General features: G+C 59.4%; 21 protein-coding genes and 5 pseudogenes. 10 read left to right on the top strand and 16 right to left on the bottom strand.

Going from position 1 to position 26247, the window contains the following annotated elements; genetic code table 11:
- Positions 1-57 precede the first annotated feature (57 nt).
- The gene (locus EN818_RS18365) at positions 58-1476 is read right to left on the bottom strand and encodes an amidase (protein WP_095806866.1); all 1419 of its coding nucleotides are present in this window, start codon (positions 1474-1476) and stop codon (positions 58-60) included.
- A gap of 61 nt (positions 1477-1537) precedes the next feature.
- On the bottom strand, positions 1538-2899 hold the full coding sequence (locus EN818_RS18360; protein ID WP_095806867.1) for a tetratricopeptide repeat protein: 1362 nt from the start codon (positions 2897-2899) through the stop codon (positions 1538-1540).
- A 236-nt stretch (positions 2900-3135) separates the two neighbouring features.
- Here EN818_RS18360 and EN818_RS18355 point away from each other — a divergent pair, with 236 nt between their 5' ends.
- The gene (locus tag EN818_RS18355; protein ID WP_095806868.1) at positions 3136-4059 is read left to right on the top strand and encodes a LysR substrate-binding domain-containing protein; all 924 of its coding nucleotides are present in this window, start codon (positions 3136-3138) and stop codon (positions 4057-4059) included.
- A gap of 194 nt (positions 4060-4253) precedes the next feature.
- Here EN818_RS18355 and EN818_RS18350 read toward each other — a convergent pair.
- From EN818_RS18350 to EN818_RS18340, 3 genes and pseudogenes are all read right to left on the bottom strand, one after another.
- Positions 4254-4406: pseudogene (locus tag EN818_RS18350) on the bottom strand (aspartate aminotransferase family protein); the annotation flags it as partial.
- Between the two features lie 15 nt (positions 4407-4421).
- Complete coding sequence (locus tag EN818_RS18345) at positions 4422-5930, bottom strand: CoA-acylating methylmalonate-semialdehyde dehydrogenase (RefSeq protein ID WP_135904828.1); 1509 nt, start codon at positions 5928-5930, stop codon at positions 4422-4424.
- 285 nt (positions 5931-6215) lie between these two features.
- Entirely contained in the window at positions 6216-7220 is a 1005-nt protein-coding gene (locus tag EN818_RS18340) for a PLP-dependent aminotransferase family protein (protein WP_095806870.1), read from the bottom strand.
- Positions 7221-7413: 193 nt separating this feature from the next.
- Between EN818_RS18340 and EN818_RS33250 the strand changes: the two genes are divergently transcribed.
- Entirely contained in the window at positions 7414-7608 is a 195-nt protein-coding gene (locus EN818_RS33250) for a hypothetical protein (RefSeq protein ID WP_207210054.1), read from the top strand.
- A 136-nt stretch (positions 7609-7744) separates the two neighbouring features.
- Complete coding sequence (locus EN818_RS18330; RefSeq protein WP_095806871.1) at positions 7745-8662, top strand: LysR family transcriptional regulator; 918 nt, start codon at positions 7745-7747, stop codon at positions 8660-8662.
- A 665-nt stretch (positions 8663-9327) separates the two neighbouring features.
- On the opposite strand, the gene EN818_RS33245 is transcribed toward EN818_RS18330, so the two are convergent.
- On the bottom strand, positions 9328-9978 hold the full coding sequence (locus EN818_RS33245) for a hypothetical protein (RefSeq protein ID WP_207210052.1): 651 nt from the start codon (positions 9976-9978) through the stop codon (positions 9328-9330).
- Positions 9979-10262: 284 nt separating this feature from the next.
- Here EN818_RS33245 and EN818_RS18320 point away from each other — a divergent pair.
- From EN818_RS18320 to EN818_RS18310, 3 pseudogenes are all read left to right on the top strand, one after another.
- Positions 10263-10610, top strand: a pseudogene (locus tag EN818_RS18320) (DUF5677 domain-containing protein); the annotation flags it as partial.
- A 34-nt stretch (positions 10611-10644) separates the two neighbouring features.
- Positions 10645-10849, top strand: a pseudogene (locus tag EN818_RS18315) (tyrosine-type recombinase/integrase); the annotation flags it as partial.
- A gap of 443 nt (positions 10850-11292) precedes the next feature.
- Positions 11293-11706 (top strand): annotated as a pseudogene (locus EN818_RS18310) (NmrA/HSCARG family protein); the annotation flags it as partial.
- 20 nt (positions 11707-11726) lie between these two features.
- On the opposite strand, the pseudogene EN818_RS33650 reads toward EN818_RS18310, so the two are convergent.
- The 4 genes and pseudogenes from EN818_RS33650 to EN818_RS18290 all read right to left on the bottom strand — a co-directional run.
- Positions 11727-11843 (bottom strand): annotated as a pseudogene (locus EN818_RS33650) (aldehyde dehydrogenase family protein); the annotation flags it as partial.
- 68 nt (positions 11844-11911) lie between these two features.
- The gene (locus tag EN818_RS18300) at positions 11912-12703 is read right to left on the bottom strand and encodes an ABC transporter permease (RefSeq protein WP_245518830.1); all 792 of its coding nucleotides are present in this window, start codon (positions 12701-12703) and stop codon (positions 11912-11914) included.
- Positions 12700-13596 carry an ABC transporter permease gene (locus EN818_RS18295; RefSeq protein WP_135904830.1) on the bottom strand — a complete coding sequence of 299 codons (897 nt, stop codon included), beginning with the start codon at positions 13594-13596 and terminating at the stop codon, positions 12700-12702. Before EN818_RS18295 ends, EN818_RS18300 begins: the two co-directional genes overlap by 4 nt.
- Complete coding sequence (locus tag EN818_RS18290; protein ID WP_245518831.1) at positions 13578-14660, bottom strand: ABC transporter ATP-binding protein; 1083 nt, start codon at positions 14658-14660, stop codon at positions 13578-13580. The genes EN818_RS18295 and EN818_RS18290 overlap by 19 nt, the downstream gene beginning before the upstream one ends.
- Before the next feature lie 588 nt (positions 14661-15248).
- Here EN818_RS18290 and EN818_RS18285 point away from each other — a divergent pair.
- The 3 genes from EN818_RS18285 to EN818_RS18275 all read left to right on the top strand — a co-directional run bounded on the left by EN818_RS18285 (position 15249) and on the right by EN818_RS18275 (position 17904).
- Positions 15249-16292 carry an extracellular solute-binding protein gene (locus EN818_RS18285; protein WP_189523799.1) on the top strand — a complete coding sequence of 348 codons (1044 nt, stop codon included), beginning with the start codon at positions 15249-15251 and terminating at the stop codon, positions 16290-16292.
- A gap of 86 nt (positions 16293-16378) precedes the next feature.
- Positions 16379-17035 (top strand): SGNH/GDSL hydrolase family protein, encoded by a 657-nt coding sequence (locus tag EN818_RS18280; protein WP_210236481.1) that lies wholly within the window; start codon positions 16379-16381, stop codon positions 17033-17035.
- 119 nt (positions 17036-17154) lie between these two features.
- Complete coding sequence (locus EN818_RS18275) at positions 17155-17904, top strand: FadR/GntR family transcriptional regulator (RefSeq protein ID WP_135904838.1); 750 nt, start codon at positions 17155-17157, stop codon at positions 17902-17904.
- Between the two features lie 9 nt (positions 17905-17913).
- Here the strand turns inward: EN818_RS18275 and EN818_RS18270 are convergent, their stop codons facing one another.
- From EN818_RS18270 to EN818_RS18255, 4 genes are all read right to left on the bottom strand, one after another.
- Complete coding sequence (locus tag EN818_RS18270; protein WP_135904840.1) at positions 17914-18951, bottom strand: pyridoxal-phosphate dependent enzyme; 1038 nt, start codon at positions 18949-18951, stop codon at positions 17914-17916.
- Positions 18952-19018: 67 nt separating this feature from the next.
- Positions 19019-20017: a Gfo/Idh/MocA family oxidoreductase gene (locus tag EN818_RS18265; RefSeq protein WP_135904843.1), complete on the bottom strand. Its 999-nt coding sequence runs from the start codon at positions 20015-20017 to the stop codon at positions 19019-19021.
- 198 nt (positions 20018-20215) lie between these two features.
- Positions 20216-21304 carry an ABC transporter ATP-binding protein gene (locus EN818_RS18260; protein WP_135904845.1) on the bottom strand — a complete coding sequence of 363 codons (1089 nt, stop codon included), beginning with the start codon at positions 21302-21304 and terminating at the stop codon, positions 20216-20218.
- A gap of 152 nt (positions 21305-21456) precedes the next feature.
- Positions 21457-22194, bottom strand: a complete 738-nt coding sequence (locus EN818_RS18255) for a FadR/GntR family transcriptional regulator (protein ID WP_135904847.1) — start codon at positions 22192-22194, stop codon at positions 21457-21459.
- Positions 22195-22377: 183 nt separating this feature from the next.
- On the opposite strand from EN818_RS18255, the gene EN818_RS18250 reads away from it, so the two are divergent.
- Positions 22378-22830, top strand: a complete 453-nt coding sequence (locus EN818_RS18250; RefSeq protein ID WP_135904849.1) for a RidA family protein — start codon at positions 22378-22380, stop codon at positions 22828-22830.
- Here EN818_RS18250 and EN818_RS18245 read toward each other — a convergent pair.
- Positions 22823-24475, bottom strand: a complete 1653-nt coding sequence (locus EN818_RS18245) for a choline dehydrogenase (protein WP_135904851.1) — start codon at positions 24473-24475, stop codon at positions 22823-22825. The genes EN818_RS18250 and EN818_RS18245 overlap by 8 nt on opposite strands.
- A 13-nt stretch (positions 24476-24488) precedes the next feature.
- On the bottom strand, positions 24489-25985 hold the full coding sequence (locus EN818_RS18240; RefSeq protein WP_135904853.1) for an aldehyde dehydrogenase family protein: 1497 nt from the start codon (positions 25983-25985) through the stop codon (positions 24489-24491).
- Positions 25986-26247: the final 262 nt, after the last annotated feature.

Genomic DNA, 26247 nt, shown 5'->3' with positions numbered 1-26247 from the left:
GAATGCGCGGGCGCGATGAAGTCCACCGGATCGCCTGTGAGAGCAACAATTTTGCACTTATGCGGCATTTAATTCCGTTTGCCTTCCAGGTCGAGCCTGCTCGAGCGAATAGGCGGCCTGCAGCACCTCGAGATCGGCGAAATTCGGACCGACGATTTGCAAGCCGATCGGCAGTCCCGATGATGACCACCCGCAAGGCACTGAGCAGGCAGGCTGCTGTGTAAGGTTAAACGGATAGCTGAAGCCTGCCCAGTCTGTCCAACGTGCGCCTTCGGCCGGATTGGGAACTTCTTGCCCAGCATCGAAAGCGACCACCGTGGTTGCCGGCGTCAACAACAGGCTGTAGCGCTGATGGAAGGCACGCATTCTGGCTCCCATCTCCGATCGATCCAGGGTAGCCTTCTGGAACTCGTGCAGGGAGATGCGAGCCCCTTCGACGGCAACCTCGCGAAGACCGGGATCGATCCTGTCGCGCTCTTCGTCGGGCACTGAACGCATGCGGTAGGCTGCACCTGCAAACCACAACGTGTTGAAAATGGCTTGGCACGGTCCGAGAGGCGGATCGACTTCTTCGAGAATCGCGCCCAATTCGCGGAACACATCGATCGTCTCGCGAAAGATGGCGACAATTTCGGGGTCGACATCGAGGTGGCCAAGATTGGCGCTGAAAGCAATGCGTTTGCCTGCGAGGTCTGCGGTGAGATTATCGTGGTAATTCAGCCCATCCGGCTTCAGGGCGTGCCAATCGCGACTGTCGGACTTGGATAGGATGCTCAACATAAGCGCGGCGTCACGCACCGTGCGGGTCATTGGGCCAGTATGAGCGACGGTACCGAAGGGGCTTGCCGGATAGGCAGGCACACGCCCAAAGCTCGGCTTCAGGCCAACGATCCCGCAGAAGGCGGCCGGAATCCTGATCGATCCGCCGCCATCGGTACCGACGTGCAGGCTGCCGAGATCGGCGGCCGCGGCCGCGGCGGCACCGCCGCTGCTGCCACCGGCGGTCTTGGTCGTGTCCCACGGATTGCGGGTGACACCGAAGCGGGGGGAATCCGTCACCGCCTTCCAGCCCATTTCCGGCGAAGTGGTCAGGCCGAGGATAACCGCGCCGGCCTCTTTCAGCCGGGCCACGGCCGGAGCGTCGAAATCTGCAGGTGCCCGGCTGTCAAAGACGTGGCTGCCAAAACTGGCGGCCCAATCCTTGGACAATAGCAAATCCTTGACGGTGCAAGGGACGCCGTCAATGCAGGAGAGCGGCTTGCCTGCCTTCCAGCGCTTCGCGGATGCCTCGGCCGCGGAAAGGGCCGGCCCTGGCAGCACCTGGGAGAACGCATTGATTGATGGATTGATGCGCTCAATGCGATCGAGAGCAGCCGCACACGCGTCAACCGGACTTACCGCGCCACTCTCAAAACCGGCGGTCAATGCTTGGGCATCCGGCTGCGTGCCGGTCTGTTGAACAGCTATACTGGTCATTGGCTCTGCTATTTGAATGCGGACTTTTGGCTCGGACTGACGGGCGTCCGTGACGAAAGTTCTAATTTATCGTAGAGATCCGGGCCTGGGCTTTTGCGGCTTCGCGGTTGAGGCCGAGGTTCTGGTAGACGTTGACCAGGGCTGTGTTGGCCGGCACCGAGTTGGGGTCGTATGCGCGCTCGGCTTCCAGCATCTGCTGGGCTTGGGAGTAGCGACCGGTCTTGATCGTGCTGTCGAGCAGTATCTGGTGGAACAGCGCCCTTTGCGCGTGGCTGCCGCCGATCTCGAGGATGCGCGGGATGGCCAGGGTCATCTTGCGGAAGGCAGTCTCGAAGTCACCACGGGCATGGGCAAGCAGGCCCTCGCAGGCGACGATGCAGACATCGCCCCACGCCTCGCGGGTGAGCGCCGGGGTCTTGGCCGAGAAGGCACGCAGGTTCTGCATCAGCTGGTCGGCCTCGGGCAACCCGGCCCGGGCCAGCCCGTAGACATACTGCATGGTCAGGAACGGCTGCACGAAGTCGTCGACACGCGGCTTGAGATAGGTACCGAGCTCCTGCCAGCGATTGCCGACGTCGGCGCCCACCAGCTCCAGCCGCATCAGCAGCGAGACCGCGCCGATCTGATCCTGGGAATATTCCTTCCACACGCCCCAGATACGCTCGTCATAGAGCCTGAGCGCGTCCTGGTAGCGGCCGAGATTGATGTAGTTGAGCGACAGGTGCCACCAATTGTGGGTCAGCATGAAGGAGTTGAGGTCGACCCAGGTCTTGCTGACATCGGTCAGGAACTCGACGCCCTCGTTTATGCGCCCCTGCGTGATCATCACATGCGCCAGCGCATGGTGAGCCCAAGGCTCCTTGCGCTTCATCTCGACGGCTTTCCAGGCCGAGGCTTCCGCGTCCTTCAGCAGATGGCACTGCTCATAGCCGAAGGCGGCGAGGCCGTGCATGTAGGGGATGTCGGCATTGTGGTCGATCACCTGCTCGGCCACCGCCAGCATTCCCGCGCAATTGCCGAGATTGAAATGATGGTACTGCGCCTGCTTGACGATGGCGAGGTCGCGGGGAAACTCCTCCAACGCCTGATGCGATAGCTTGATGGTTTTTGCGACATCGCCGTCGACCCAGGCGCGGACGATGGCGGTCGTCATCTGCTCGCGCCGGCTGGCGCCGGCTGCCGCGGCTTGCGCCTTCTCGATGAAGGGGCGGGCAAGGCCGGGAGCGTCCTTGCTTTCAAGAAACATGTAGAACATCGCCGCATAGGCGTTTGCGAGGCAGCTGTCGGGCTCTTCCTCGACCGCCTTGAGGATGCTGGCGGCCTTGTTCTCATAGGCCAGGAAGCCTTCGACAAAGTCGTTGATGCCGGCAACCGTCGCATCCGAGCTGGTCGTGACGGTGTTTCCGAGCCAATCCTGGCGCATGTTGTCCTCCAGTTTGCTTTCGTGTGCCCGCTGAGGCGATCAGCCGACATAGGCCGGTCGCGATCGAACAGGACAATCCTCCCGGCAAGGCGTCGAAGTCCCGATCCGGCACTGCTCGGATCCGACAGTGCACCCTACCTGCGTCTTACCACCAGAGGCAGCTTGCCTTCACAGGCTCGATATGAATAATGTTTTTTTGAGATTGCATTCACCGGTTTCTACGATGAAGGGCGGGGATGAAATTCAGCCTCCGGCAGCTCAGTTACGTGCGGGCAGCTGCCAGACATCGCTCTATTGCAACCGCCGCAAAACAGCTGAGCATTTCCCAGAGTTCGATCTGGGCGGCGATCGACAGTTTCGAATCGTCCTTTTCGATTCGATTGTTTGTTCGCCAGCCCAGCAAGGGGCTCGTGCTGACTCCCACCGGCAAGACCTTGCTTGAGCGGATCGAGTACCTTTTGCAGCAGGCCGAGACACTCGATGCCGAGCTTCTCGGCATTTCGGCACAGGTTCGTGGCGAATTGCATATCGGATGCTTTGCTCCCATAGCGCCGCTTACCCTGCCTTCGATCCTTCAGGGGATGACAGTGCGCTACCCGGATCTGAGGATCCAGGTTCTCGAGGGAGATCTGCCCTTCGTGAATTCACTGCTTGATGCCGGGACTGTGGACGTGATCCTCAGCTATGACCTCGGCTTGCCCAGCGGTGTCCTCTTCGAGAAGCTGGGCCAGGCCAGGCCACATGCCATTTTTGCCAGCGATCATCCGCTGGCCTCTCAAGATCGGATCTCGCTGCGGGACCTCGGGTCGGAACCCATGATCCTTCTCGATCTGCCGGAGTCGCGCACCTATTTCGACCTTTTGTTCAAGATAGCCGAGATGTCCCCGAACATCATCTATCGGACGGGAAGCTATGAGACGGTGCGAAGCTTCGTATCCGCAGGCCTGGGCTTTTCGATCCTGAACCTGCGACCTCAGATCGACCATGCCTACACAGGAAAGCAGGTCGCTTGCGTGCCGTTTGCGGAAGCGCTGCCGATGCCCTCCATCGGGGTCGGCTTGCGGCCGAACGATTACCCCTCGCCGGCGCTTAAGGAGTTCGTGCGGGAATGCCGGCGTTTCTTTACGCCTGAGCGGTGTAACAGGCTCTTCGTGACCTGAGGCGAAGACGGTCGAGGCGTTCCGCGTCCAGCGGCTTCAGGCCGTTTCCGCCAGCACTCTGCGCAGCGTATCGGACATTTGGTCGATTTCGGCCTCGCTCAGCATCAATGGCGGTGACAGCGCGATCGTGTCCCCGGTGACGCGGATCATCAGCCCTCTGCCCAGGCGCGCTTCATCGCCTCATAGCCTCGGGCGCACCACAGCCCGGCCGTGCCATCGAGGATCTTCCTGCCGTCCGACGACGTGTAGTACATCCCCTTCGCCGAGGCGATCAGCCTGGGATCCGCCTTGAAGTCGCGATTTGCCGTAAACGGCATCCAGAACTGATCGAGATCGTTAGGTCTCATTGCCTCGGCCGCCTCTCAAGCCTTGGTGTCGGAACCGGAATGGAAGTTGAAGACCGCGCCTTCGCGGATGCCGGAAGGCCAGCGCGTGGTCATCGTTTTGAGACGGGTGTTGAAGCGCACGCCCTCCATGCCATGGATGTGGTGATCGCCGAAGAGCGATCTCTTCCAGCCGCCGAAGGAGTGATAGGCCACCGGCACCGGAATCGGAACGTTCACGCCCACCATGCCGATCTTCACGCGGCTGAAGAAGTCACGCGCCGTATCGCCGTCGCGGGTGAAGATTGCGGTGCCGTTTCCATATTCATGGGAATTGATCATATCGACGGCCTCCGCATAACCCTTGGCGCGCACGACCGACACGACCGGCCCGAAAATCTCGTTCTTGTAGATCGACATGTCGGTGGTGACGTTGTCGAACAGGCAGCCTCCGAGGAAATATCCGCCCTCGTACCCCTGAAGCTTGAGATTGCGGCCATCGACCACCAGCTTCGCGCCCGCGGCTTCGCCCTCGGCAATGTATCCCTTGATCCGGTCGAGAGCTTCTCGGCTGATGACGGGTCCCATGTCTGAATTGGGATCGGTGTAAGGGGCGACATTGAGCGACTGCACCTTGGGGGTCAGCTTGGCGATAAGCCGATCGGCGGTCTCCGCGCCCACCGGGACCGCGACCGAGATCGCCATGCAACGTTCGCCGGCCGAGCCGTAGCCGGCACCCATGAGCGCGTCGACCGCCTGATCCATGTCCGCATCGGGCATGATGACCATGTGGTTCTTAGCACCGCACAGCGCCTGAACGCGCTTCCCGTTCGCGGTGCCGCGGGAATAGATGTACTGGCCGATAGCGGTCGAACCTACGAAGCTGACCGCGTCGACAAGTGGATGGTCAAGCAGAGCATCAACGGCTTCCTTGTCGCCATTGACGACGTTGAACACGCCTGCCGGAAGACCGGCTTCATGGAACAGTTCGGCAATTCGAAGAGGGACGGAAGGGTCGCGCTCTGAAGGTTTCAGCACGAACGTGTTTCCACACGCGATCGACACCGGATACATCCAAAGCGGCACCATGGCAGGGAAATTGAATGGCGTGATGCCGGCAACGACCCCAACCGGCTGACGGATCGCAAAAGTGTCCACTCCGCTTGCGACCTGCTCGGAGTACTCGCCCTTCAACAGCTGTGGGATGCCGCAGACAAATTCGACGACTTCGATCCCGCGCGCGATCTCGCCCTTCGCGTCGGGAATGGTCTTGCCATGTTCGGCCGAAAGCATTTTTGCCAGCTCGTCGATATGCTGGTTGAGCAGGTCGCGGAAACGAAACATCACCTGCGCACGTTTTGCCGGTGGCGTGGCGCCCCAGGCCGACTGGGCTTCCCACGCCACCTTCACAATGGCGTTGACCTCGGCCTTGCTGGCCAGCTGTACGGTCGCGATCTGCTCGCCGGTAGCGGGATTGAACACCTGGGACATGCGCTCGCCCTTGCCATCCACCCGCTTGCCACTCACGAAATGGCCAATCGTCGTCATGTGAGAACCCCCTCTGTCTGATCTGTGGCCGCACGCTTGGCGGCCTGAAATGCGAACGCGTCATGACCGCGAAGGTCACGGCGGCGTCATGCCGAACTTGGTCCCGCTGAGGACTAGTTGCGCGAAACGGCTGTCCAAGAGCTATGGACAGATTCCAGCAAACACCCGCGCAGATGATGCCAGATCGGACACGCCGAGCACGTCCGCATGGCTGGAGCCCTCAAACCGCGATGTCAGTCTACGATCTTCTTGCGATCGGCTCGATGGGCGGGCTTGGCTTGCTGCTCAGACGAGGGTCTCCGCGATCTCCCTCAGCCGGGCTATTCCGGGCCGGATTCGTTCCTTCGGGATGGAGGAAAAGGCCATGCGGAAGAAGCGATCGTTGGACGAGCCGCCGTGAAAAAGAGCGTTGCCCGGTTCGATCACGACCCCGGCGCCGAGCGCTTTCTGCGCCAGCTGGCTGGCGGAAAAACCTTTCGGTCCCTCGAGCCAGAAGGATGAACCGCCAAACTTGGTCTGGCGCTTCCATCCAGGGAAGTCGGCGTCCAAACCTGACGACAGTTCATGCCAGCGCTCCGCATAGACGCGCTTCATGCGCGAGAGATAGGCATCGTGATGCCCGAGCGCGAGAAAGAGAGCGACGGTGCGCTGATTGTTGCTGGGAGGATGGCGCATCATCAGTCCGCGCAAGCGCCGCAGCTCGGCAATCAAACGGCTGTCCGCAACCACAAAGCCAAGTCGCAGCCCTGGCATCAGCGACTTGGAAAAGCTGCCGACATAGATCACCCGGGAACTGCGGTCGAGCGCCTTCATCGGCATCGTGGCATCGCCGCTGAAATCGGTCTCGACCTCATAGTCGTCCTCAATAATGAGGGCGTCGGTGTTTTCGGCCCATGCAAGCAAGCGATAGCGCCGCTCGAGGCTGAGGGTCGCATTGGTCGGGAACTGATGGCTGGGTGTGGCGAAAACAAGTTCCGCCGAGCCGAGCTGATCGAGGTCCAAACCTTCATGGTCCACCGGGACGGCCTGGATGTTGGCCCCAGCCATCGCAAAGATGTCCCTCGCGGCATAGTAACCGGGGTTCTCCATCGCGATCTGAGTGCCGGGTCTAATCAGCACGGCACCGAGCAGATAAAGCGCATTTTGCGATCCGAGCGTGATCAGGATTTCCTCGGGCCGTGCAAAGATGCCGCGCTTGGTCAGAACCTTGGTCCGGATCTGCTCTATCAACAAAGCATCATCGGCCAGATAGAGATCGTCGGTCCAGGCATTGAACCATTTCTTGCTCATTGCCTGCCGGACGCAATCGCGCCAGGCCACGATCGGGAACAGCGACAGGTCAAGCTGCCCGTAGACGAAGGGATAGGGATATCCCGGTCATACGCCGGGAGCCGCTTTCTACACGCTGACCAGCAAGGGCGAGCACATCATTTTCATCGGCGACACGATCCACGTCGCGGCGGTTCAGTTTCCCGACCCGGACGTGACCATCGCCTATGACCAGGATGACAAAGGTGCCGCCCTGGTCCGCAAACAGGCGTTCGCCTCGTTCGCCGCGCACGGCGACCTCATCGCGGTACCGCATCTGCCTTTCCCGGGCATCGGCCATATCCGCGCCGATGGCAAAGGCGGCTATGACTGGGTACCCGTGACCTACACGAATCGAGACGCGCATTGATTTCAAGCAGCGCAAGCACGGCAAAATCGCCGGTCGGAATCTCCGCCGGCGATTTTCCTTGTGCATCCTTTGTTCAATGTTGGAGCGATGCACTATTGGGGTGGGATATTGACCCAATCACGAAGGGAGGGTGGACATGAATTTGATTGCCAGCATGGATGTCGATCTGCTGCTAGCGCTTGACGCATTGCTGCAAGATCGCAACATCACCCATGCTGCGGCTCGGTTGGGAATCAGCCAACCCGCACTGTCTGCCCGATTGACCCGGCTGCGCACCCTGCTCGATGATCGCCTTTTCATCCCTGCGCCTAACGGGCGCGGTGTACTTCCCACGCCCCGGGCAGAAGCACTCATTCCGTTGGTTGCGGGCGTGCTACGCCAGATCAGAGCTATATTGGAACCGGCGACGTTTGACCCGGTGAGCAGCGACCGGGTGTTCACGCTAGCACTGGAAGAGAACCCGGCAATCATGCTTGGTCCGAGCCTAGTCCAGCGTGCTCGAGCAGGCGCGCCCAACCTTCGACTACGACTTGCTGTGCCGAACCGGAAGCAAATCCCGACCCTGCTCGAAAGTGGCGACGTCGATATCTTTGTGGGCATTGCAACGGGGGCGGAGAATGCCTGGATTGGGCGGAGGCTGTTTGACGACGATTTCGCCACTGCCCAGCGCAAAGGCCACCCTCGTGGGAGGGGGCCGCTCGATCTCGATGCGTTTTGCGGTGCCGCGCATCTGCTCGTTTCATCCGAGGGGAATCCGTTTTCCGGATTCATCGACAGGGCCTTAGGCGCGATCGGCCGCTCGCGCCTGGTCGCGATGTCAGTGCAAAGTTATGCAGTGGCGCCGACGATCGTCGCGGGAAGCGATCTCCTCTGCACCCTGCCGACAAGAATGCTTCGGCATTTCGATGCATCGCTCGATCTCTTCGCACCCCCGATTTCACTGAAAACTATCGGGATCAGCGCCTACTGGCATCCCAGGCATCAGGAAGATCCGGGCCATCAATGGCTGCGCGCGCAACTCTTTGCTGCGGCTGGCTCGGTTGAACTCAACTAGCTGAAGCCGAGTGGCATGGCGGTGCGTGCCGCGCGCGGCATGCCGGGCCTCAAGATCGTCCCGCAATATCGCGTTCGCCAATCCGGCCCATCCCATGGTGGTTCCCCACGAACATGCGGCATTCGAATTTCCGCCCCCTCCTCCCCAGTGAAGTCAAAGGGAAACCGGCCGCTCGTGTCGGACTGGCGCAATTCCAGACATGGCGGAACGGCCGTGGCAGAATACTGGAGACCTATGTCGATAGGCGCTGCGTAGAGATGTAGTCAGGTTCGAATTGACGCGGCGCTGAGGCCTGGGACCGCGCTCCACCACACCAGCCAGGTACCGGAACATCTCGCCGAAAAGTGCGGGGTAGCCTGCCAATATGCCCTCGCGCGCCATCCGGATAATGCGGTCGGGATTGTCGGGAAACAGGAACTCGGCGTCGAGCAAGATTTCCAGCGAGCTGCCTGAAGCGCGCCGAAGGCGCTCCCAACCTCGGTCGCGCCGCGCGGATGATCTCCTGCCAGCGGAAGGCGCTGTCAGTCACGATAGTGGCCCCGGTCGCCTGCGCCAGATACATAGCGATTTCGAAGTTCGGCCCATCTGCATCAGGCGCATCTGGCCGCCTTCCTTGCCGCCATTGAAGATGCCGTCCTGCAAGGCCGCAAGCGGGTCCTCCTCTTTCAGCCGCTCCAGCTCGGACAATATTTCCGCGATGCCGGCCGCATCCAGATCGGGAAACTTCTCACGCATCCGGCCTCGTGCGCGTTCCGGGGCCACATCAGCATGTCGCGCATGAAGTCGACACGCACCAACTCCTCCAGGCGCGGCTCTCCGCGGAGGCTTATGTCGATCCCAGCGGCACGGTCCTCCCCCATCGCCATGGTTTCGCGGCGGAGATGGTAGTCGAAGGTCCACGGGTCCGAAATGAGGTTGATCAATCCGGCGTCTACCAGCGGCATGACGTTGAGGAAGAATGCCACAGCCTTCAGGAATTCGAGATGGTAGCTGCGCGGATTCTCGGTCGGCCGGTACTTCTCGGCGATGGTGCCGGAGTGGACGAACGGCGTTTCGACGATCAGCTCGCCGAAGTAGAGCGACGCGCCCAGGGCAAACTCTACGATGGACTGCGGATGGAGCGATCCGGTGTATACCGCGCGCGGCCGCCCGTCGGGTTTTGGCAGGAGCGATAGAAGATCGGTTTCGAGCGGCCAGAGCGCCTCGTAGAGAAAATAGACTTCCCTGATCTGGTCATCGGTCAGCTCCCGTCTGACCACTGTCCAGTCCTTGCCCGCGTCTAAACCCAGGATCGAGAGGATGCCGCGATGAAACACGAGATTGCGCTCGCGGATGCTTTGTTCAGTTCAGCTTGGCCGCAGCGCCGATGGCCTGGACTTGCAACAGACGCGGTAGGGATGTCCTGACCCGCAACCGCAGGGCGCGCCCGACGCGAACTCCTTCGTCGGCGGGACCTTCTTAAGAGTTTCGCGTTCCTTCTCGGTCCGACCGAACGCATCTTGGTAACGGACGCTGCCGTCCTTGAACCCCACATAAGTTTCGCCACCGAAGTTCCAAAGTTCGTCGTGCGGCGGGAGCAGCGTAGCGGCAAGGCCGGCCCATGCGTCGCGCGCATCTGAACAAGGCGCTCTCTCACCTCCATGTCCGCGCGATCCAGATCGCGTCCGAGATGGAGAACGGCTATGCTGACGGCGCAATGGCCCGGTGGCGCACGCTTCACGAAGTTGCCTGCGTTGCGATGCTCCTGGACGATGGCGGCGAAGCGCTCGCCGAGCGCTACGTCGCGCATGAGATCGTTGAGGCGAAGAAGGGCCTCGGGCAATATCAGCAATGCCATACGCGCCTTGGTTATGCTCCCTTTGCGAAACGTGCCGCCGCGCGCATCGAAAAGGACTATGCCGATGCGATCCGCCGCTACGGCAAAGAGTTTGGCGGCGATTATGGCTGGGTCGTGGCGCATTTGGGGAACCCAAAGCCCAATTTCAGCAATATTGAGGATGCCGCGGGCGCCTGACTTTGCACGGGCTGAGAAAGTCGCTCGGCGTTTATCTGGCCGAAGCAGAAGCCTCGACCAGACAGCTCATGGACGTGCTCGGTCACGATGATATCGATCATGCCGAGCTCTATTCGCGCGAGGCATCGCAGGTTCGGCTGGCGGTCCAGGGGATGGATCGAGTCGTGCGCGTCTGGTCACCCGCAAGCCGATGCTTGGCGAACCTATTGGCGAACCTCGTGGCGAACCACCCTATAAATCATTGATAAATAACGATAATGGTGGTGCTGGCAGTCACCTGCGAACCGGTCTCTGTCCCATTTTCCCTGTTAGGTGCCGAAAAACAGCGAATTTTCGGTCATTTTCGCCTCGCGCGGGAATTCGAACCTGAAATCCTGGCGCAGTTTCAATGCTTTGGCGGAGAATTCCCTACCGGCATATCAGGGAAATGAACTCAGCCTAACAGGGAACAGTGCTGGCGTCGTGGGGCCAGAACTGTGCACCCTTGCTTGACTTTGAGCAGCGTTGCGACTGGGGTGTCTTCGCAACCCCACCAAATCCCCGTTATATCCAAAAATGCAACGCACCTTCACCAGACAAGAACTGTACGACCTCGTTTGGTCGACACCGATCGTGACTCTATCCGATGCCGATTGGCAGCAAGGGCGTAGCCATGGTCGACGCCCTTGACATCGCCGAAGTAGCCGAGATCGAGCTGATCCGCCGCGACTCCGCGCCCGGCAAGCTGCCGGTCGAGACCATCAACGTGGTGGGGCCCGACACGCTAACCGGCCCCGACGTGGCCAGGATCTGGTCGGACCTTCTGGATCGCCCGGTGGTCTATGGCGGCGACGATCCCGGCGCGTTCGAGCAGAACATGGCGAGCTTCATGCCAAAATGGACGGCCTACGAGATGCGCCTGATGGCCGAGCGCTATGTCAGCGACGGCATGTTCCCGGAGGCCTGTGACGTTGTACGGCTGACCAGTATTTTGGGCCGCCCCCTGCACACCTATCGCGACGTTGCGGCCAGGATAGCGAGCGCGGCCTAAGGCCGCGCCAACCAGCCGCGAAGATCTTTGGCATAGACTTCGGAGGGAAGTCCGAATCTGATATCGTTGGCTTGAGCGATAACGTCCGCCTCGTCCTTGAAGCGAAAGAATGGTGCGAGCGGACCGAAGGGCTCCTCCTCGCCGCCGAGGCCTTCGGGCCGGGTGTCTTTATAATGGCCACCGGGCTCAACGGCCAAGTTCGTTTTTAGGCGGCTGCATTGGAGCGTGCGGGGATAAAAAGCCTGATGAGGAAGAGGCTCAATACCGTGCTAATGGCGAGGATGTAGACGACCAGGGCGCTGATCGAGGGCGAGAAGCCAAGGCGCATCATGCCCCAAAGCCGAACTGGGAAAGTGCTTTGGCCACCGGTCAGAAGCAGAGTGACCATGGTCTCGTCGAACGATAGCGCAAAGCATAGGACGAATGACGCCATCAGAGCCGGTTTGAGATTGGGTAGCACAACCCACCAGAAAGTCTGAAGCCGGCTGGCACCCAGATCGAGCGACGCCTCGACCAGGGAAGCGCCCATTTCGCGTAGCCTCGTCACGATGGTCCGATAGGCGATCGCCAGCAAGATCGTTATATGGCCAACCAAGACAGTCAAAAGCGACCTCGGGACGTCGGCCTCTCGGAAGGAAATCAGCAGAGCGAGCCCTGTAATGATAGGAGGCATTACAAATGGGAGGAAGATCAGGAACTCAATGAACTTTCTGCCCAACCCAGTTCCTGGTGCGCAGTAAAGAGCAATTCCGGTGCTGATCGCCAGCGCGATCGTGGAAGCGACAAACCCGACGATCAGGGTCAATTTCAGGGCATCGACAATGTCGCCATTGATGCTCTCAAACGCCACGATGGAGACCTGATCCCATTGGAACACGCCGCCGCGGATCGGCACGAAGGCGGTAACGATGGCCATGAGAATCGGCCCGTAAAGGACAGCCAAGATCAGCGCCGTCCCCGCGCAAAGGACGACGACCGTGGAGCGTGCGGACTTCAAAATGTCACCTTTCCAGGTGGACGGATGCGGGTAGCCAATGCCAGAGCCACCGTGACAATCATCATCATGAAAATTGAGAGCGCGGCACCGAACGGCCAGTTGAAGCCAAGACCGAACTGACTGAAGATGATGCGGCCAAGTGTGAATCCGTTAGGCCCGCCAACCAGTTCCGGGGTGATGAAATCACCGATCGCCAGCACAAAGGTGAATGTCAGCGAAACTGCCACCCCCGACAGGCTCAACGGAAATATCACCGTCCAGAAAATGCGCGTGCGACTGGCGCCCAGGTCGGCGGCCGCTTCAACCAAGCTTGCCGGAATGCGATCAAGGGACAGGAAAATCGGAAAAACGGCAAACGGCAGTAACACCGATGTCAAGGTCAAGAAGACCCCGTAGTAGCTTAGCGTGAAGAATTCGAGCGGTTGCGAGACAAGGCCCGAGGCCATCAGGAAATGGTTGACGACGCCATTTGTGCCAAGCAGATTGCGGACTGTGTAGATCTTGATGACGTAGCTCATCAACAAAGGCACGGCAAACGCCACCATCAAAAGAGAGCGCCGCGTCGGGCTAAGAATCTTCATCAGATAGGCGGCCGGAAAACCCACCAGAGTGCACACAAAGGCTGTCGCAACGCCTATTACGAGGGTCCGCCCAATGACCATGCGGACGGTAGAGTCCGCCAAAATCCGAACGTAGTTCGACAGGTTGAAGTCGATAACGACGGCGGAGGCCTCAACGCGTCCGAAGCTTACGACAAAGAAAATACAAAATGGCCCTAGGATCAAAGCGATCGGCAAGACATAGGCGATGATAACGAGGCTATTGATTAGCCGGGCCTCTCCGGCGGATCCCAGCCCTGGGGTTTTCCTTGAGTTCACTTGCGGATGACCCACGTCTCTTTACCCTTCCATGAGACTGTCACACCGGCGCCTATTTTGAACGGCGCAGCCAATTGGCTGCTGAGTTGTTTAACGTGCAGGGTCGCACCGGGCGACTTGGTCGATTCAACTTCTACAAGCGACAACGGCCCCACGAAGGAGACTGATTTGACGTGCCCGGCCGGTGCGGATCCGTTTGCTCCGAGAAGCTCAACGTTCTCGGGTCTCACCGCAAGCGTCACCGCCTCGCCGGCGTTGAAATGAATCCCTTGATCGCCCCGAGCCACCGCCATCCCAAATGGCGTCTCCACCGCGATGCCATCGCCGTTGACTGTCCTCACCTGCGCGTCAACGAGATTGTTGTCGCCGAAGAAATCCGCGACATAGCGATTGCAAGGTCGATAGTAGACCTCTTCCGGCCGGCCCACCTGCACAACCTCCCCGTGATCCATGACGCAAATGCGATCGGCCAGACTGATGGCCTCTTCCTGGTCGTGGGTGATGAACAGGAATGAGGTTTGGATCTCGCGCTGAATGGATTTCAGGAACGTCTGCATCTGGTGGCGAAGGCCGGCGTCCAACGCGGCGAGCGGCTCGTCCAGCAGGACCAGTCGCGGCTTGCAAATAAGGGCACGCGCCAGTGCCACTCGTTGCCGCTGTCCGCCAGACATCTGCGCAGGGTAGCGTGACCCGAGCTGGCCCAGCCCTACCAGATCAAGCGTCTGCGCAACCAGCTTCTTGATCTCGTCGGCGGGGAGCCCTTTGACCCGGAGCCCATAGCCGACATTGGCAGCAACCGTCATGTGCGGGAAAAGGGCATAGTCCTGGAAGACAGTGTTGAACGGCCTGCGATTGACTGGGATGCCGTTGATCCGCGATCCGTTCAGAAGGATGTCCCCGCTCGTTGGTTCGACAAATCCGCCAATCATGCGAAGGATTGTGGTTTTGCCGGAGCCCGAGGGTCCCACTACCACAAGAAACTCGTTTTGGCCGATGTCAAGGTTGACATTGCGCAAGACCGTGTGGCTGCCATAGGTCTTGCCGATATCTCTCATTTCGATCAGAGACTGGTCGCTCATAAGCATTTTCCAATTAGCCGGTTAGGCTCGCCTCCAACTCGTTATTCCGTCGGGTGGCGTCAGCGATGCCGCCATCGCCAATCTTTAACCGCACCTATACTGAATTGCATGCAGAACGCAATACCGCAAATTCGCTTAGGCACTCCGGATCGTATCGTTAAATTTCCAACGCCCCCACCCCGCTAGGGCCTCGAAACCGGCTTGCTAATCCAGGCTTCAGCAACGTCAGGTTTCAGCCTGGATACAGCTTTTTTCGGCGCTTTCCGAAGAAGCCCGATTTGATCGCAGTAGGCGGCGGCCGTTCACGAAAAATTGCAAAACCAGCTAATGAAGGCCTTGCTCAAAAACCGCTGCCACCCCCTTGACTCTATAGATTGCAGACTGCACGCTGCATGCACTAGATGATTGATCTTCCTGCGATCCGTTAGGAACCCGTGGGAGCTAGACTGCCGGAGCAAAGCAAACCGCTGATCGGGAGCACCTTTGATACGAACGTCTTTACCGAGAATAACCAGACTGCGCTCGGACCGAAATGGGGCTGATCTGAAGTGATCAACGATGTGGGAACACCTTCCAGAGGAGATGAGAATGTACAAAAAGTTGTTCGGCGAAATCGGGAAGCTGCTGGCGGTATCGTCCGTGCTTGCACTTGCCATTGCCGGACCGGCAAACGCCGGGGGCAAGCTGCGCATCCTGACGTGGGACGGTTACGCCGACAAGGATTGGGTCGCGCAGTTCGAGAAAGACAACAACGCGACCGTTGAAGTGGTTTTTGCAGGGTCGAATGACGAGATGTGGGCCAAGATCCAGGGTAGCCAAGGCAAGGATTTTGACATCTTTGCGACAGCTGCAGCTGGCATGCAGAGATACTACGAAGCGGGACTGCTCCAGCCGATCGATCTGTCGAAGATCCCGAATCATGCTGGCCAGTTGCCTCAGTTCCAGGATCTTTCCAAAATCGCCGGCGCAGTTCACGACGGCAAGACCTATCTTATTCCATATGCCTTCAGCCCGATGACGCTGATCTATGACCCCGCAAAGGTGAATCCGGCGCCCACCTCGTGGTCGGTGATGTGGGGTCCTCAGTATAAAGGCAAGGTGCTGCTCTATGACGACGGCGAAAGTGCTTTCGCCACAGCGGCAATCCTGAACGGCGTGCAGACGCCTTTTCATCTGACTGATCAACAGTTCAAGGATGCCATGCCGAAGCTGGTAGACCTGAAGCACAACTCCGCGAGCTTCTACACGTTCGTGCAGGATTCGGTTCAGTTGGCGCAGAACAATGATGCACCGATCATTTTCGGCGCTTACGCCGATCAGCAGATCAAGGCCCTAGCGGCCGGCGGCCTGAACTATAAGCAAGCCTATCCAAAGGAAGGCGTTATCGCCTGGGTAGATACATGGGCGGTCACCAGCGGGGCCAAGGGCGACTCCTATGACCTGGCTTTGAAGTGGATCAACTTCGTAATCAGCAAGAAGATCGCTGCAGAGCTGACCGAAAAATCCGGCTACGCGAATTCGGTCACATCCACTGATACCATACCGGCGGGCACCAAGATCTTCTGGATGCAGCCGGACGAAGATCCCACCAAGCGCACTGACCTTTGGAACCAAGTCAAGGCGACGCCATGACATCGGCTGGTCGCATCGTGTGATGCGCCCCTGCTCCTCATTTGAAAACTGCAGCAGCAGCAAACGGTCCGAGATCGATGACAAAATTGAGGCGCATTCTGTGCTACGGCGACAGCAACACCCATGGCTCTGCTCCAGCCAGGAGTTGGTTCGATAGTCAGCGATTTGATGAGACGGCACGCTGGACAGGCGTACTGGCGGAAGCCTTGGGAAAGGGCTTCCGCATAATCGAGGAGGGCCTTCCCGGTCGAACTACAACTCTCGATGATCCTATTGAAGGCGCCTCACGCAACGGACTTACCTACCTCAAGCCGTGCATCGATACCCACCGCCCGCTGGACGCAATTGTGTTGATGCTCGGCACCAACGATCTGAAAACACGCTTCAGCCTTACTTCAGAAGACATCGCTCGGGGATTGGTCGCGTTGATCGAGCTGATATTGTCCGCCAAATCGGGTCCCGCAGGAGCCGATCCCCGCATCTTGGTCATCGCTCCCGCTCCCATCGAGGAAGTCGGATTCCTCGGCGAGATCTTTTCTGGCGGAGGGATCAAATCGGGCCAGCTTGCTGAAAAATACAAGGACGTCGCAGCCCATTTCGGCGCGGAGTATCTGAACGCCGCGCAGTTCATTAGCGTCAGCCCGGTAGACGGTATCCACCTGGATGTCGAACATCATGCTGTCTTCGGAAGAGCGGTAACCGACAAATTGCTGGCCATGTTTGACATGGGGAAGCAGCACTAGTCCCCGTCAGAATCCGATCATCAGCTCGGCCGCTTTCGGGCCAGTGCTCAAGTTATGGATTTTCCGCGCTTGCTTGATTAGATTTGTAAGACAACTGGGGAATCACGCGGATTTTGCGAATGAGTGCTCCAAATGATGAGCGCATCAAGCTCTCGAAGCGCGTCTATGACGGCTTGCGTCGCCAGATCGACGAGGGTGAGTGGCGCGAAGGCACGCGCATGCCTACCGAGACCGAACTGGCGGCAAGCTTTGGTGTTTCACGCCCCGTCGTGCGCGAGGCCCTGGTGCAACTGCGCAGCGAGGGGATAATCGACTCTCGTCGCGGCTCAGGCAGCGTGGTCATTGCCGCCAACGGGGCACCAAGGCGAAGTTACAGCCCTATCGAGAATGTCGCAGACCTCATCAGCGCGTTCGAGTTCCGATTGACCATTGAGTGCGATGCTGCGGCATTCACCGCGTTGCGGGGCAAATCGCAGGATCTAGCTCAAATTATCTCGGCGCATGAGAAGTTCAAAAGCGATCTGAGCGAGAGTGATTTCGGTGATCTTGACCTGGCATTCCACATCGCGATTGCCAAGTGCACTGGGAACAAGCTCTTCGAAGCGACGCTGTCGATGCTCAATCCCCAGATACTTTTGGGTATGCGGCTGGTGGGCGAATTCTCGCTGATCGGCAGCAGCACTCGAGCTCAGACCGTTTATCGCGAGCACGCCTTGATCGTCGATGCAATCAAGTCCGGTGACGCGCAAGCGGCTTTTGACGCGATGAGGAGCCATCTGCTTCAGTCGCGCCACCGTATCCTGGGATTTGATGTCCCACCGAATTGGCAAAGGCTTGGGCCGGTCAACACCAGCTCGTCAGCTTCGTGACGGACATTTCTAGGTGCAAGCCAGAATGGCGTCGGCGTAGGAAAAGATGGCCGGCAGACCGCCTGTATGGATGAACACCACGCGGTCCTTTGCCGTCAGCAGGCCAGACCTTATATCGCCAAGCAAGCCGGCGAGCCCTTTTCCCGAATACACCGGGTCGACAAGAATACCCTCGGTTCGGGCCAGCAGGGCACACGCCTCTTGAGCATCCGCCGAGGGGAGGCCGTAGCCGGCGCCCACCCAATCGGTGGAGTTGCTGATTTCCTCCTCTGGCACCGATAAATCGAACCCGAGGATACGCGCCGCCGCTTCGCACTGACCGGCAATCGCGGAAGGAAATTCATAGGCTTCGTTGCGGCTGTCCATCGGGTTGATGCCGCGAATTTGAGTGGGGTGCCCAAGCAGCATTACCGCCGCCTGCAAGCCGGCCTGCGTGCTTCCCTGAGAGGTCGCATAGATGTGAGTGGGCAGCGCTTCCTCCAGCGCTTCGAACTGAGCAGATATCTCCAGATACGCGTTGACATAGGCAACCGCCGCCAGGCTTAGCGCCGACTGCGATCCCATGCCGAGGATAGCTGGGTTTCGGCCTTCGCCTTTCAGCCTGGCCGCCATATCCTCCTTGGCCTGCTTCACCGAAGCCGTAGCGTCCACGGGCACGATCTTCGCACCGAAAAGCCGCGATATAAGCTGATTGCCTTGAACATGATCGTAGTGTGCGTCCTTGCGAGGCATCAGGATACAGTCGAGACCAAGCCGTGCCGCAGCTGCGGCGAGTTGGCGCGATTGATTTGATTGAGATGCGGCGCCCTGGATCACCACGTCGACCCCGCGACTAACCGCGTCACCCAGGATGAATTCATGTTGCCGAACCTTGTTGCCGCCAAAGGCGACACCGGTGCAGTCATCCCTCTTGATCCAGATCTTTGGCCCTTCAAGCCGTTTTGTCAGCGTGGGGCAGTAATCGATGGGGGTCGGAAGATGCGCCAGCCGCACACGCGGGAGCACTGCGAGCGCAGAGCTCAATTCGGCCTTTGAAACAATCGTCATTCGGATTGGATCCTTTGGATGATGCTCCCGGCGCGATCCGGTGGCGCGACCCGCACATGGGAAGCGGTCAGATTTCGATCACTCGACCTGTTGCGGCCGCGGTTCGCGCGGCAAGTGCAAATCGAAGCGATGCGAGACCGTCCTCGCCGGAGACCAGTGGGCGGCCGACGCCCCTGACGGCATCGGCAAAAGCCGAAATGGCACGGGGGTAGGCGTTTTCATGCTCGATCGGAATTTCTTGACGGTTGCCTCGCACGCTAAGCTCCAGCTTGCCGCCGGGCCGCTGCAACAGTACGTCATCGGCAAAGACAGAAGCCTTGGTGCCGTGCAATTCAAGGGTTGTTCTCGCATGCTCGATCGCGAAGCTCTCCGTGATCTGGACTGTGAGGCCAGACGTCGTTTGGGCTATCGTGGCGACGCCGTCTTCAATCCCTTTGGCAGAGATGCCGTTGTTGGAAGTAAAAGCAGCAACGCGCACAAATTTCTCACCCAATATGAAGTGCAGGGTATCTGCGTCATGAACGGTCAGGTCAAAGAACACGCCTGCTCCGGCCGAAGCACTATCGGTGCGCCATCCGCGATTGTCCTGGGGCAGCAGAACGCCGAACATGGCGCGAACCGCAACAAGGTCGCCGAGCAGGCCACTTTCGACAAGTTCACGCAGCTTGCGGTGGCTGTTCATTCCACGCAAATGATGGTTGACCGCCAAGACAAGATCTTTGTCTTTTGCCACCGAAACCATTTCCCGGGCATCTTGTTCGGTCATGGCCATCGGCTTCTCACCCAACACATGCTTGCCAGCATTGAGCGCCGCTATGGCGCACGGGGCATGCTTTTCGTTGGTGTTGGAAATGTAGACCGCATCGACACCGGCCGAGAGCAGTTCCTCAAGCGACTCGCAGGTAAGCGGGATGTCATTGGCCCGCGCATATTCGCTCACACGCGCCGCGTTGCCGCCCTGGACGGCAACCACTTCGTTTCCTGGCGTCGCCCTGATCGCGGGGATGATCCACTCGGCGGCTATGCGGCTTGCGCCGACAAGTCCCCATCGAATTTGCTTTGTCATTGCACGGGTTCCTGATGAACGAGGATGGATGTCAGCCGGTCGCCTATGCGAACGGTATGGGCTGCTATCGTCAATGCGGGCTCGACGGCGCCGGAAGGGGAAAAGAAGGATCGGTCAGCAGCATGCGTGCCGCGCTTGATTTGCCACCATGGGTGAAAGGCGAGGAGGCTGCCATGCAGATATCTCCAGCCAGGCTCATTAAAGGCGCTCGCCGGAACCGCTGTCGAAGACGCTAATCCGTGACGTATCCACACGCAGCCGCGCCCTGCCGCTCTGGCTCACATGCCCTGCCCGCAGCAGGGCCAGCTGTTCCACGCCGGAATGCTGAAACAAAATGACATCGTCTGATCCCGTCGGCTCGATCAGATTGACGTCGGCCTCGATGTCGACGGTCTTCTCGTTCGCGGCGTTACCCTCTGCCAGGCCATAGTGCTCCGGGCGGATTCCGACCGTGACCCTGCGGCCATCCTGGCGCAAAGCCGAGGCGAATTCCTGCGGGGCCGGAAGGATTGTTCCAGACCCCTCCAGCACCACCCTCCCCCCCTTGCTGACCGCCTGCAAAAGGTTGATGCGCGGGCTGCCGATGAAAGTTGCGACAAAGAGATTGGCAGGTCGATTGTAGACTTCGCCCGGGGTTCCAAGTTGCTGAACGACTCCTTTGTCCAGGATGGCAATCCGGTTTGCCAGCGTCATGGCCTCGATCTGGTCATGTGTCACGTAGACGGTGGTTCGACCCATTCGATGGTGCAGCTTCTTCAGCTCGGTCCGCATTTCAACACGGAGGAGAGCATCCAGGTTCGATAGTGGCTCGTCGAAAAGGAAAAGGCTTGGCTCTCGTACCAAAGCGCGGCCAATTGCTACCCGCTGCCGCTGCCCGCCAGACAGCTGTCCCGGCTTTCGATCCAGCAAATGGCTGATTTGGAGCAGGTTGGCGACGTCGGAAACCGCCTTGTCACGTTCCGGTTTCGGCAGTTTTCGCATCTCCAGCGGAAAAGCGATGTTCTGCCTGACGGTCATCGAGGGATAGAGCGCATAGGACTGGAACACCATCGCGATATCGCGGTGCTGACAGGGGACTTCGTTGAGGATGCGCTCGCCAAGCCGGATTTCGCCGGCGTTGATCCTATGAAGGCCGGCGATTGCGTGGAGCAAGGTCGACTTGCCGCAACCCGATGGTCCGAGAAGAACGAGAAATTCGCCGGATGCGACGTCAATGTTGATGTTCTTCAAGACGCATAGGTTGGGGCCGTAGTATTTGTAAACGCTATCGATGGACAACGAAGACATAAGCTAACCTCTCACAGGGCCGCAGGATTGGGCGGCGACCGAAATCGCGCTGGGAAACGCGGGCTGGGTGCACAGATTTGCGATCGAAGGAGCGCCGCGCCCGGGCGATCGCGGTCGGCAAGAACGCAGGCACGGCGGACGGAGAGGTCGCTTCAATTCTGCCCCCTTCGGATCGAAGGTCCGGTGCCCAATGTGGGTTGCCAATCGCTCGCGATTTCGAAGCCGAGGATCCGGCGTCGTGAGTTCATGAGATGCCGACCCATTGCCAATTGGGCTTTGTCGGCATGTCGAGCCTCAACGGCGTCGACGATCGTCTCGTGTTCTTCGAAGATCGCCTCGGACCGGGTTGCAGCTTGTTGTTGAGAGAATTCTCCTACGAGCCGCATCCCGAAGACGATCTGCGTGCGTAGCATGCTGAGCGTGGTTTCATACATTGCGTTTCGACTTGCTCGGGACAGCGCCAGATGGAATCCGAAATCGGCATCCCCGAAGGTCTCCTCGTTCGACTGATTCCTGACGACGACGGAGGCAACGCGAATTTGCTCCAACTCCTCGTCGGTCCGCCTCAGCGCCGCGAAAGCAGCAACATCGCATTCGACGGAGAATCGAAATTCAAACGCCTGGATGAGGTCGGCTATGTTCTCGATTGGCCTGTAGCCACCCGACTCCAGGCCATTTTTGCCGATCACAAAGTTCCCGGATCCTTTGCGGGATCCGATCAAGCCCTCCATTCTGAGCCTGATCAGAGCCTCCCGGACGACGGGCCGCGAGACGCCATAGTTCTTCGCAAGCTCGGTCTCCGGAGGTATCCGCGTGCCCTCTGGCCACTCACCGCCTTCGACGAATTGTCGAAGAGCGCCGTAGACTTGGTCTGCAAGTTTGAGCTTCATCGCTCCGCCGGGGCTCAGGATTTGCACATATTTGTAATCTGTCAGCTAATTTGTTTTACAGCAAGCCATTTTTGTGACACATGTCCGACATTTCGGGGATACGTCCAGCAACCCGCCCCATTTGTGTATCCAGGTGCTCGCAAGCCAGACGCACCGCGGCGTCCCATAAGAGGAACGACAACAATGACAGGTGCCTTCACCTACAACGGATACGAGATTCCGGCCTACCAACCGCCCGCTTATGGCTACACTTCAGTTCTGGTGCACGACCGCCAGGCCTGGGTCAGCGGCAATGTGCCCAAGACCGGCGATGAGGATCTCCACCCGGGCAAGGTCGGATCGGACGTCACGCTCGAACAGGCAAAGGAAGCGGCTGACCTTGCGATGCGCAATGCGCTTGCCTCTCTCGCGCATGCCGTCGGCGGTCTGGACAATGTCGTCCAGATCCTGAAGATCACAGTATTCGTCGCGTCGGCGCCGGGATTCAATCTCCAGCCCCGCGTGGCCGACGCTGCAACCCTCTTGTTGCGTGAGGTGCTTGGCGAACGCGGCAATCACGCGCGCTCTGCCGTTGGCGTTGCCGAACTGCCGCGCAACTCCAGCGTCGAAATCGAGCTTGTCGCCGCCGTCAGGTAGCCGTGCGGCCCGGGTACTTTTGCTGCATCTGTCCGGCGAGCGTGTGCTGCTGAGGCAACTTGCGCCCTTTCACCGCATCGGCGCCACGCTCGCCAATCATGATTGATGGCGCATTGGTGTTGCCTGAGACCAGCGTCGGCATGATCGAGGCATCGATGACCCGTAGTCCTTCGATGCCGCGAACCTTCAGGTCGGTGTCCACAACGGCCATTTCGTCGGAACCCATCTTGCAGGTCCCTGCAGGATGAAAGTCGGTCTTGCTCCATTCTCGCACATAGGCACGCAAATCCTCCTCGCTCGTTCGTTGCGCGCCGGGCAAGTGTTCGGCCTTGTAGATCTTGGCGAATGCAGGCTGTGACAGGATTTCACGAGCAATCTTGAACCCGCTGACGGTATGCGCCCAATCGCGCTCATGCGTCATGTATTTCGGATCAATGATCGGCTCGACCGCCGGATCAGCGGATGCCAGCATCACCTCTCCGCGGCTTTCGGGTCGAAGATAGGCGGTGTTGAGGGTCATTCCGTGGCCCTTGACCTGCACGCGGCCATGATCGATCACGTAGGCGGGCAGGAAGTGCATCTGGATGTCTGGCCAATCGGCGTTCCCTTCAGTCGACACGAAGCCGCCGCCCTCGCAGACATTTGACGTGAGCGGGCCAGTACCGAAGGCTAGGAATTGCAGGGTGTGCCAAGCCGCCATAGAGCCCTTGTCGTGGCCGTTATAGGATACCGGCTCCTTGAGGCTGGCACAGCAATAGACGTCAAGATGATCCTGCAAATTCTTGCCGACGCCTGGCAGGTCATGAACCGCCCTCACCCCCGCGCGCTTGAGTTCGGCGGCTGGTCCGACGCCTGAAAGAAGCAGGATTTTCGGAGAATTGATTGCGCCCGCGCACAGGATGACCTCGGACCTGGCCTCGATCCGGCTTGTCTGTCCCTTCATTGCGATCTCGATGCCTCTCGCGCGGCCGTTCTCCACGAACACCCGAAGCACGCGGGCCTCGGTTTGCACGGTCAGGTTCTTGCGATTGGCATTGGGGTAGATAAAAGCCTGCGCAGCGCTCGAGCGACGGGCAGCGCGCTGAGTGACCTGATAATAACCGACCCCATATTGTTGAGCGCCGTTGAAATCGGTGTTGTAGGGGTAGCCAGCCTGTTGCGCCGCGCGGATATAGACGCGCGTCAGGTCGATCGGCGAACGCTGGTCGGATACGCCAAGCGGCCCGCCCTGACCATGGTAATCGTCAAGATATCGCTCATTGTCCTCGGATTTACGGAAATAGGGCAACAGATCATCATAGCCCCATCCCTCGTTGCCCAAGTCGCGCCACTGATCGTAGTCGCGCCGGTTACCTCGGATGTAGACCATAGAGTTGACCGAGGAGCCGCCCCCCAGAACCTTGCCCTGCGGGAAAAGCATGCGCCTGTTGTTGAGAGCCGGCTGCGGAACCGTTTCCCACTCGTAGCGAAATCTCGGACCTTGCAGTTTGGCGTAGCCCGCTGGCCAGCGAACCAGAGGACCGTCGTTCTTCTCGCCGAACTCGACAAGAAGCACGCGTGAGCCGGCATCCTCGCTCAGGCGCGAAGCCACGACGCAGCCGGCCGAGCCGCCGCCAACAACGATAAAGTCATATTCCTTGTCCATCCTCACTCTCCCCTCAGATGGCCTTGCCGATCCAACGCGGCTGATATCCGCCGCTGCGCAATTGGACAGTTTTGATGTCCATGAACTCTTCGCATCCGACGCGACCAACCTCGCGCCCGATCCCGCTCGCGCCGAGGCCGCCAAACGGTAGTTCAGCGGGTCCGTCGAGATAGGTATTGACCCAAACGGTTCCGGCCTCCAGCTCCCGTGCAGCCCTCAGCGCCGCGGCTGTATCGCCAGTCCATATGCCGGCCGACAAACCGTAGTCGGTGCCATTGGCGATGGCGAAGGCCTCGTCCAGCATCTCGAAAGTTTGGATGGTGCAGACTGGACCGAATATTTCCTCCTGGGCAATCCGCATGCTGGATGCGACCTCGGTGAAAACGGTCGGGTCGATGTAACGCCCCCCGGCTTCTTCCCGATACGTCCCGCCGAGGGCAAGCGTCGCGCCTTCGGCTTTGCCGATCTCGATGTAGCCTAGAATCTTGCGATATTGTGCTTCGCTGATGATCGGACCCATCAGCACGTCGTCTCGCAGCGTGTCGCCGACGGGAATGGACCGCGCGGCCTCGATGAACTTGCGCGTGAAATCCTTGGCGATGCCGTTCTGGAGCAGGATACGACTGCCTTGATTGCACGACTGGCCGGCGTTGAGAAAGGCTCCATGCAAGGTGGCGTCGAGCGCGGCCCCCAGATCGGCATCGTTCATCACGATGTGGGCGTTCTTGCCGCCTAGCTCGAGTGAAACCTTCTTCAGCATCCGAGCGCCGATTTCCATGGCGTGTTTGCCCACCGCCGTCGATCCGGTGAAGGAGATCATCCGAGCCAGCGGGTGCTTAAGCAAAGCCTCCCCGGTCAGCTTGCCGCTGCCGGTCACGATGTTGCACACCCCATCGGGCAGGCCCGCCTGCTTGAGGATAGGACCCAAGAGCAGTGTCGTGGCGGAAGTCAGCTCCGATGGTTTCACGACAGCCGCACATCCGGCTGCAAGGGCGAACGGCAGCTTCTGGCTGATGATCAAGAACGGAAAATTCCAGGGCGTCACGATGCCGGCCACGCCGACTGGCGCGCGCAGTGTCAAGGCCAAATAGTCCTTACCCAGGCCGCCAAAACTGTCGCCTGTCAGAGAGCGGGCCTGCGTGGCGGCAAATTCCCACAGCATGGCCGACCGCTCGATCTCAAGCCTCGCCTGCTTGTGCGGCTTGCCGCTTTCGGCCATCTCGAACCAGGCCAGTTCATCGACGTTTTCGCGAATTAGAGCGGCGGTTCGCAGCAACACGTTGGAGCGTTGCTCCCCACTTGACAGGCGCCATCCGGACTCGAAGGCAGCGTGAGCGCGCACACAGGCCTGATCGACCAAGCCTTCCCCCGCCTCATGCAACAGCGAAACCGGCGTGCCATTGGCCGGGTTGACCGACACACTCTGCGCGCCTTGGCTGAACGACCACGCGCCATCAATCCAGTTTCCAAATTGTCTGACCGCTTTCGGCGGAGTAAAACCAGAAGTCATCCCAGATCCCTGCATTCCAGTGTGCGTCCGCCTTGCCCGAAGGTGTCGAAGCGCCTCTAAACTCTGCGCAAAGCGGGCAGCAAAATTACATATTTGTCAACCACCTTTCGCTGGTCACATATTCTAAAAATTAGCTGACTGTAAATGGTTGGCCGCACATTTCACGGGCTCGCACTTGCTGCATCGGCAGCCAAATCGCTATGCGCTGGCCCGATCGAACACGGCCAAAGAGGCCGGCCGTCAGTCTGCACGCAACATTGAT

This window comes from Mesorhizobium sp. M3A.F.Ca.ET.175.01.1.1 (assembly GCF_004791945.1).
In the GTDB taxonomy this organism is placed as follows: Bacteria; Pseudomonadota; Alphaproteobacteria; order Rhizobiales; family Rhizobiaceae; genus Mesorhizobium.
This window is presented reverse-complemented; position numbering and strand designations above follow the sequence as displayed.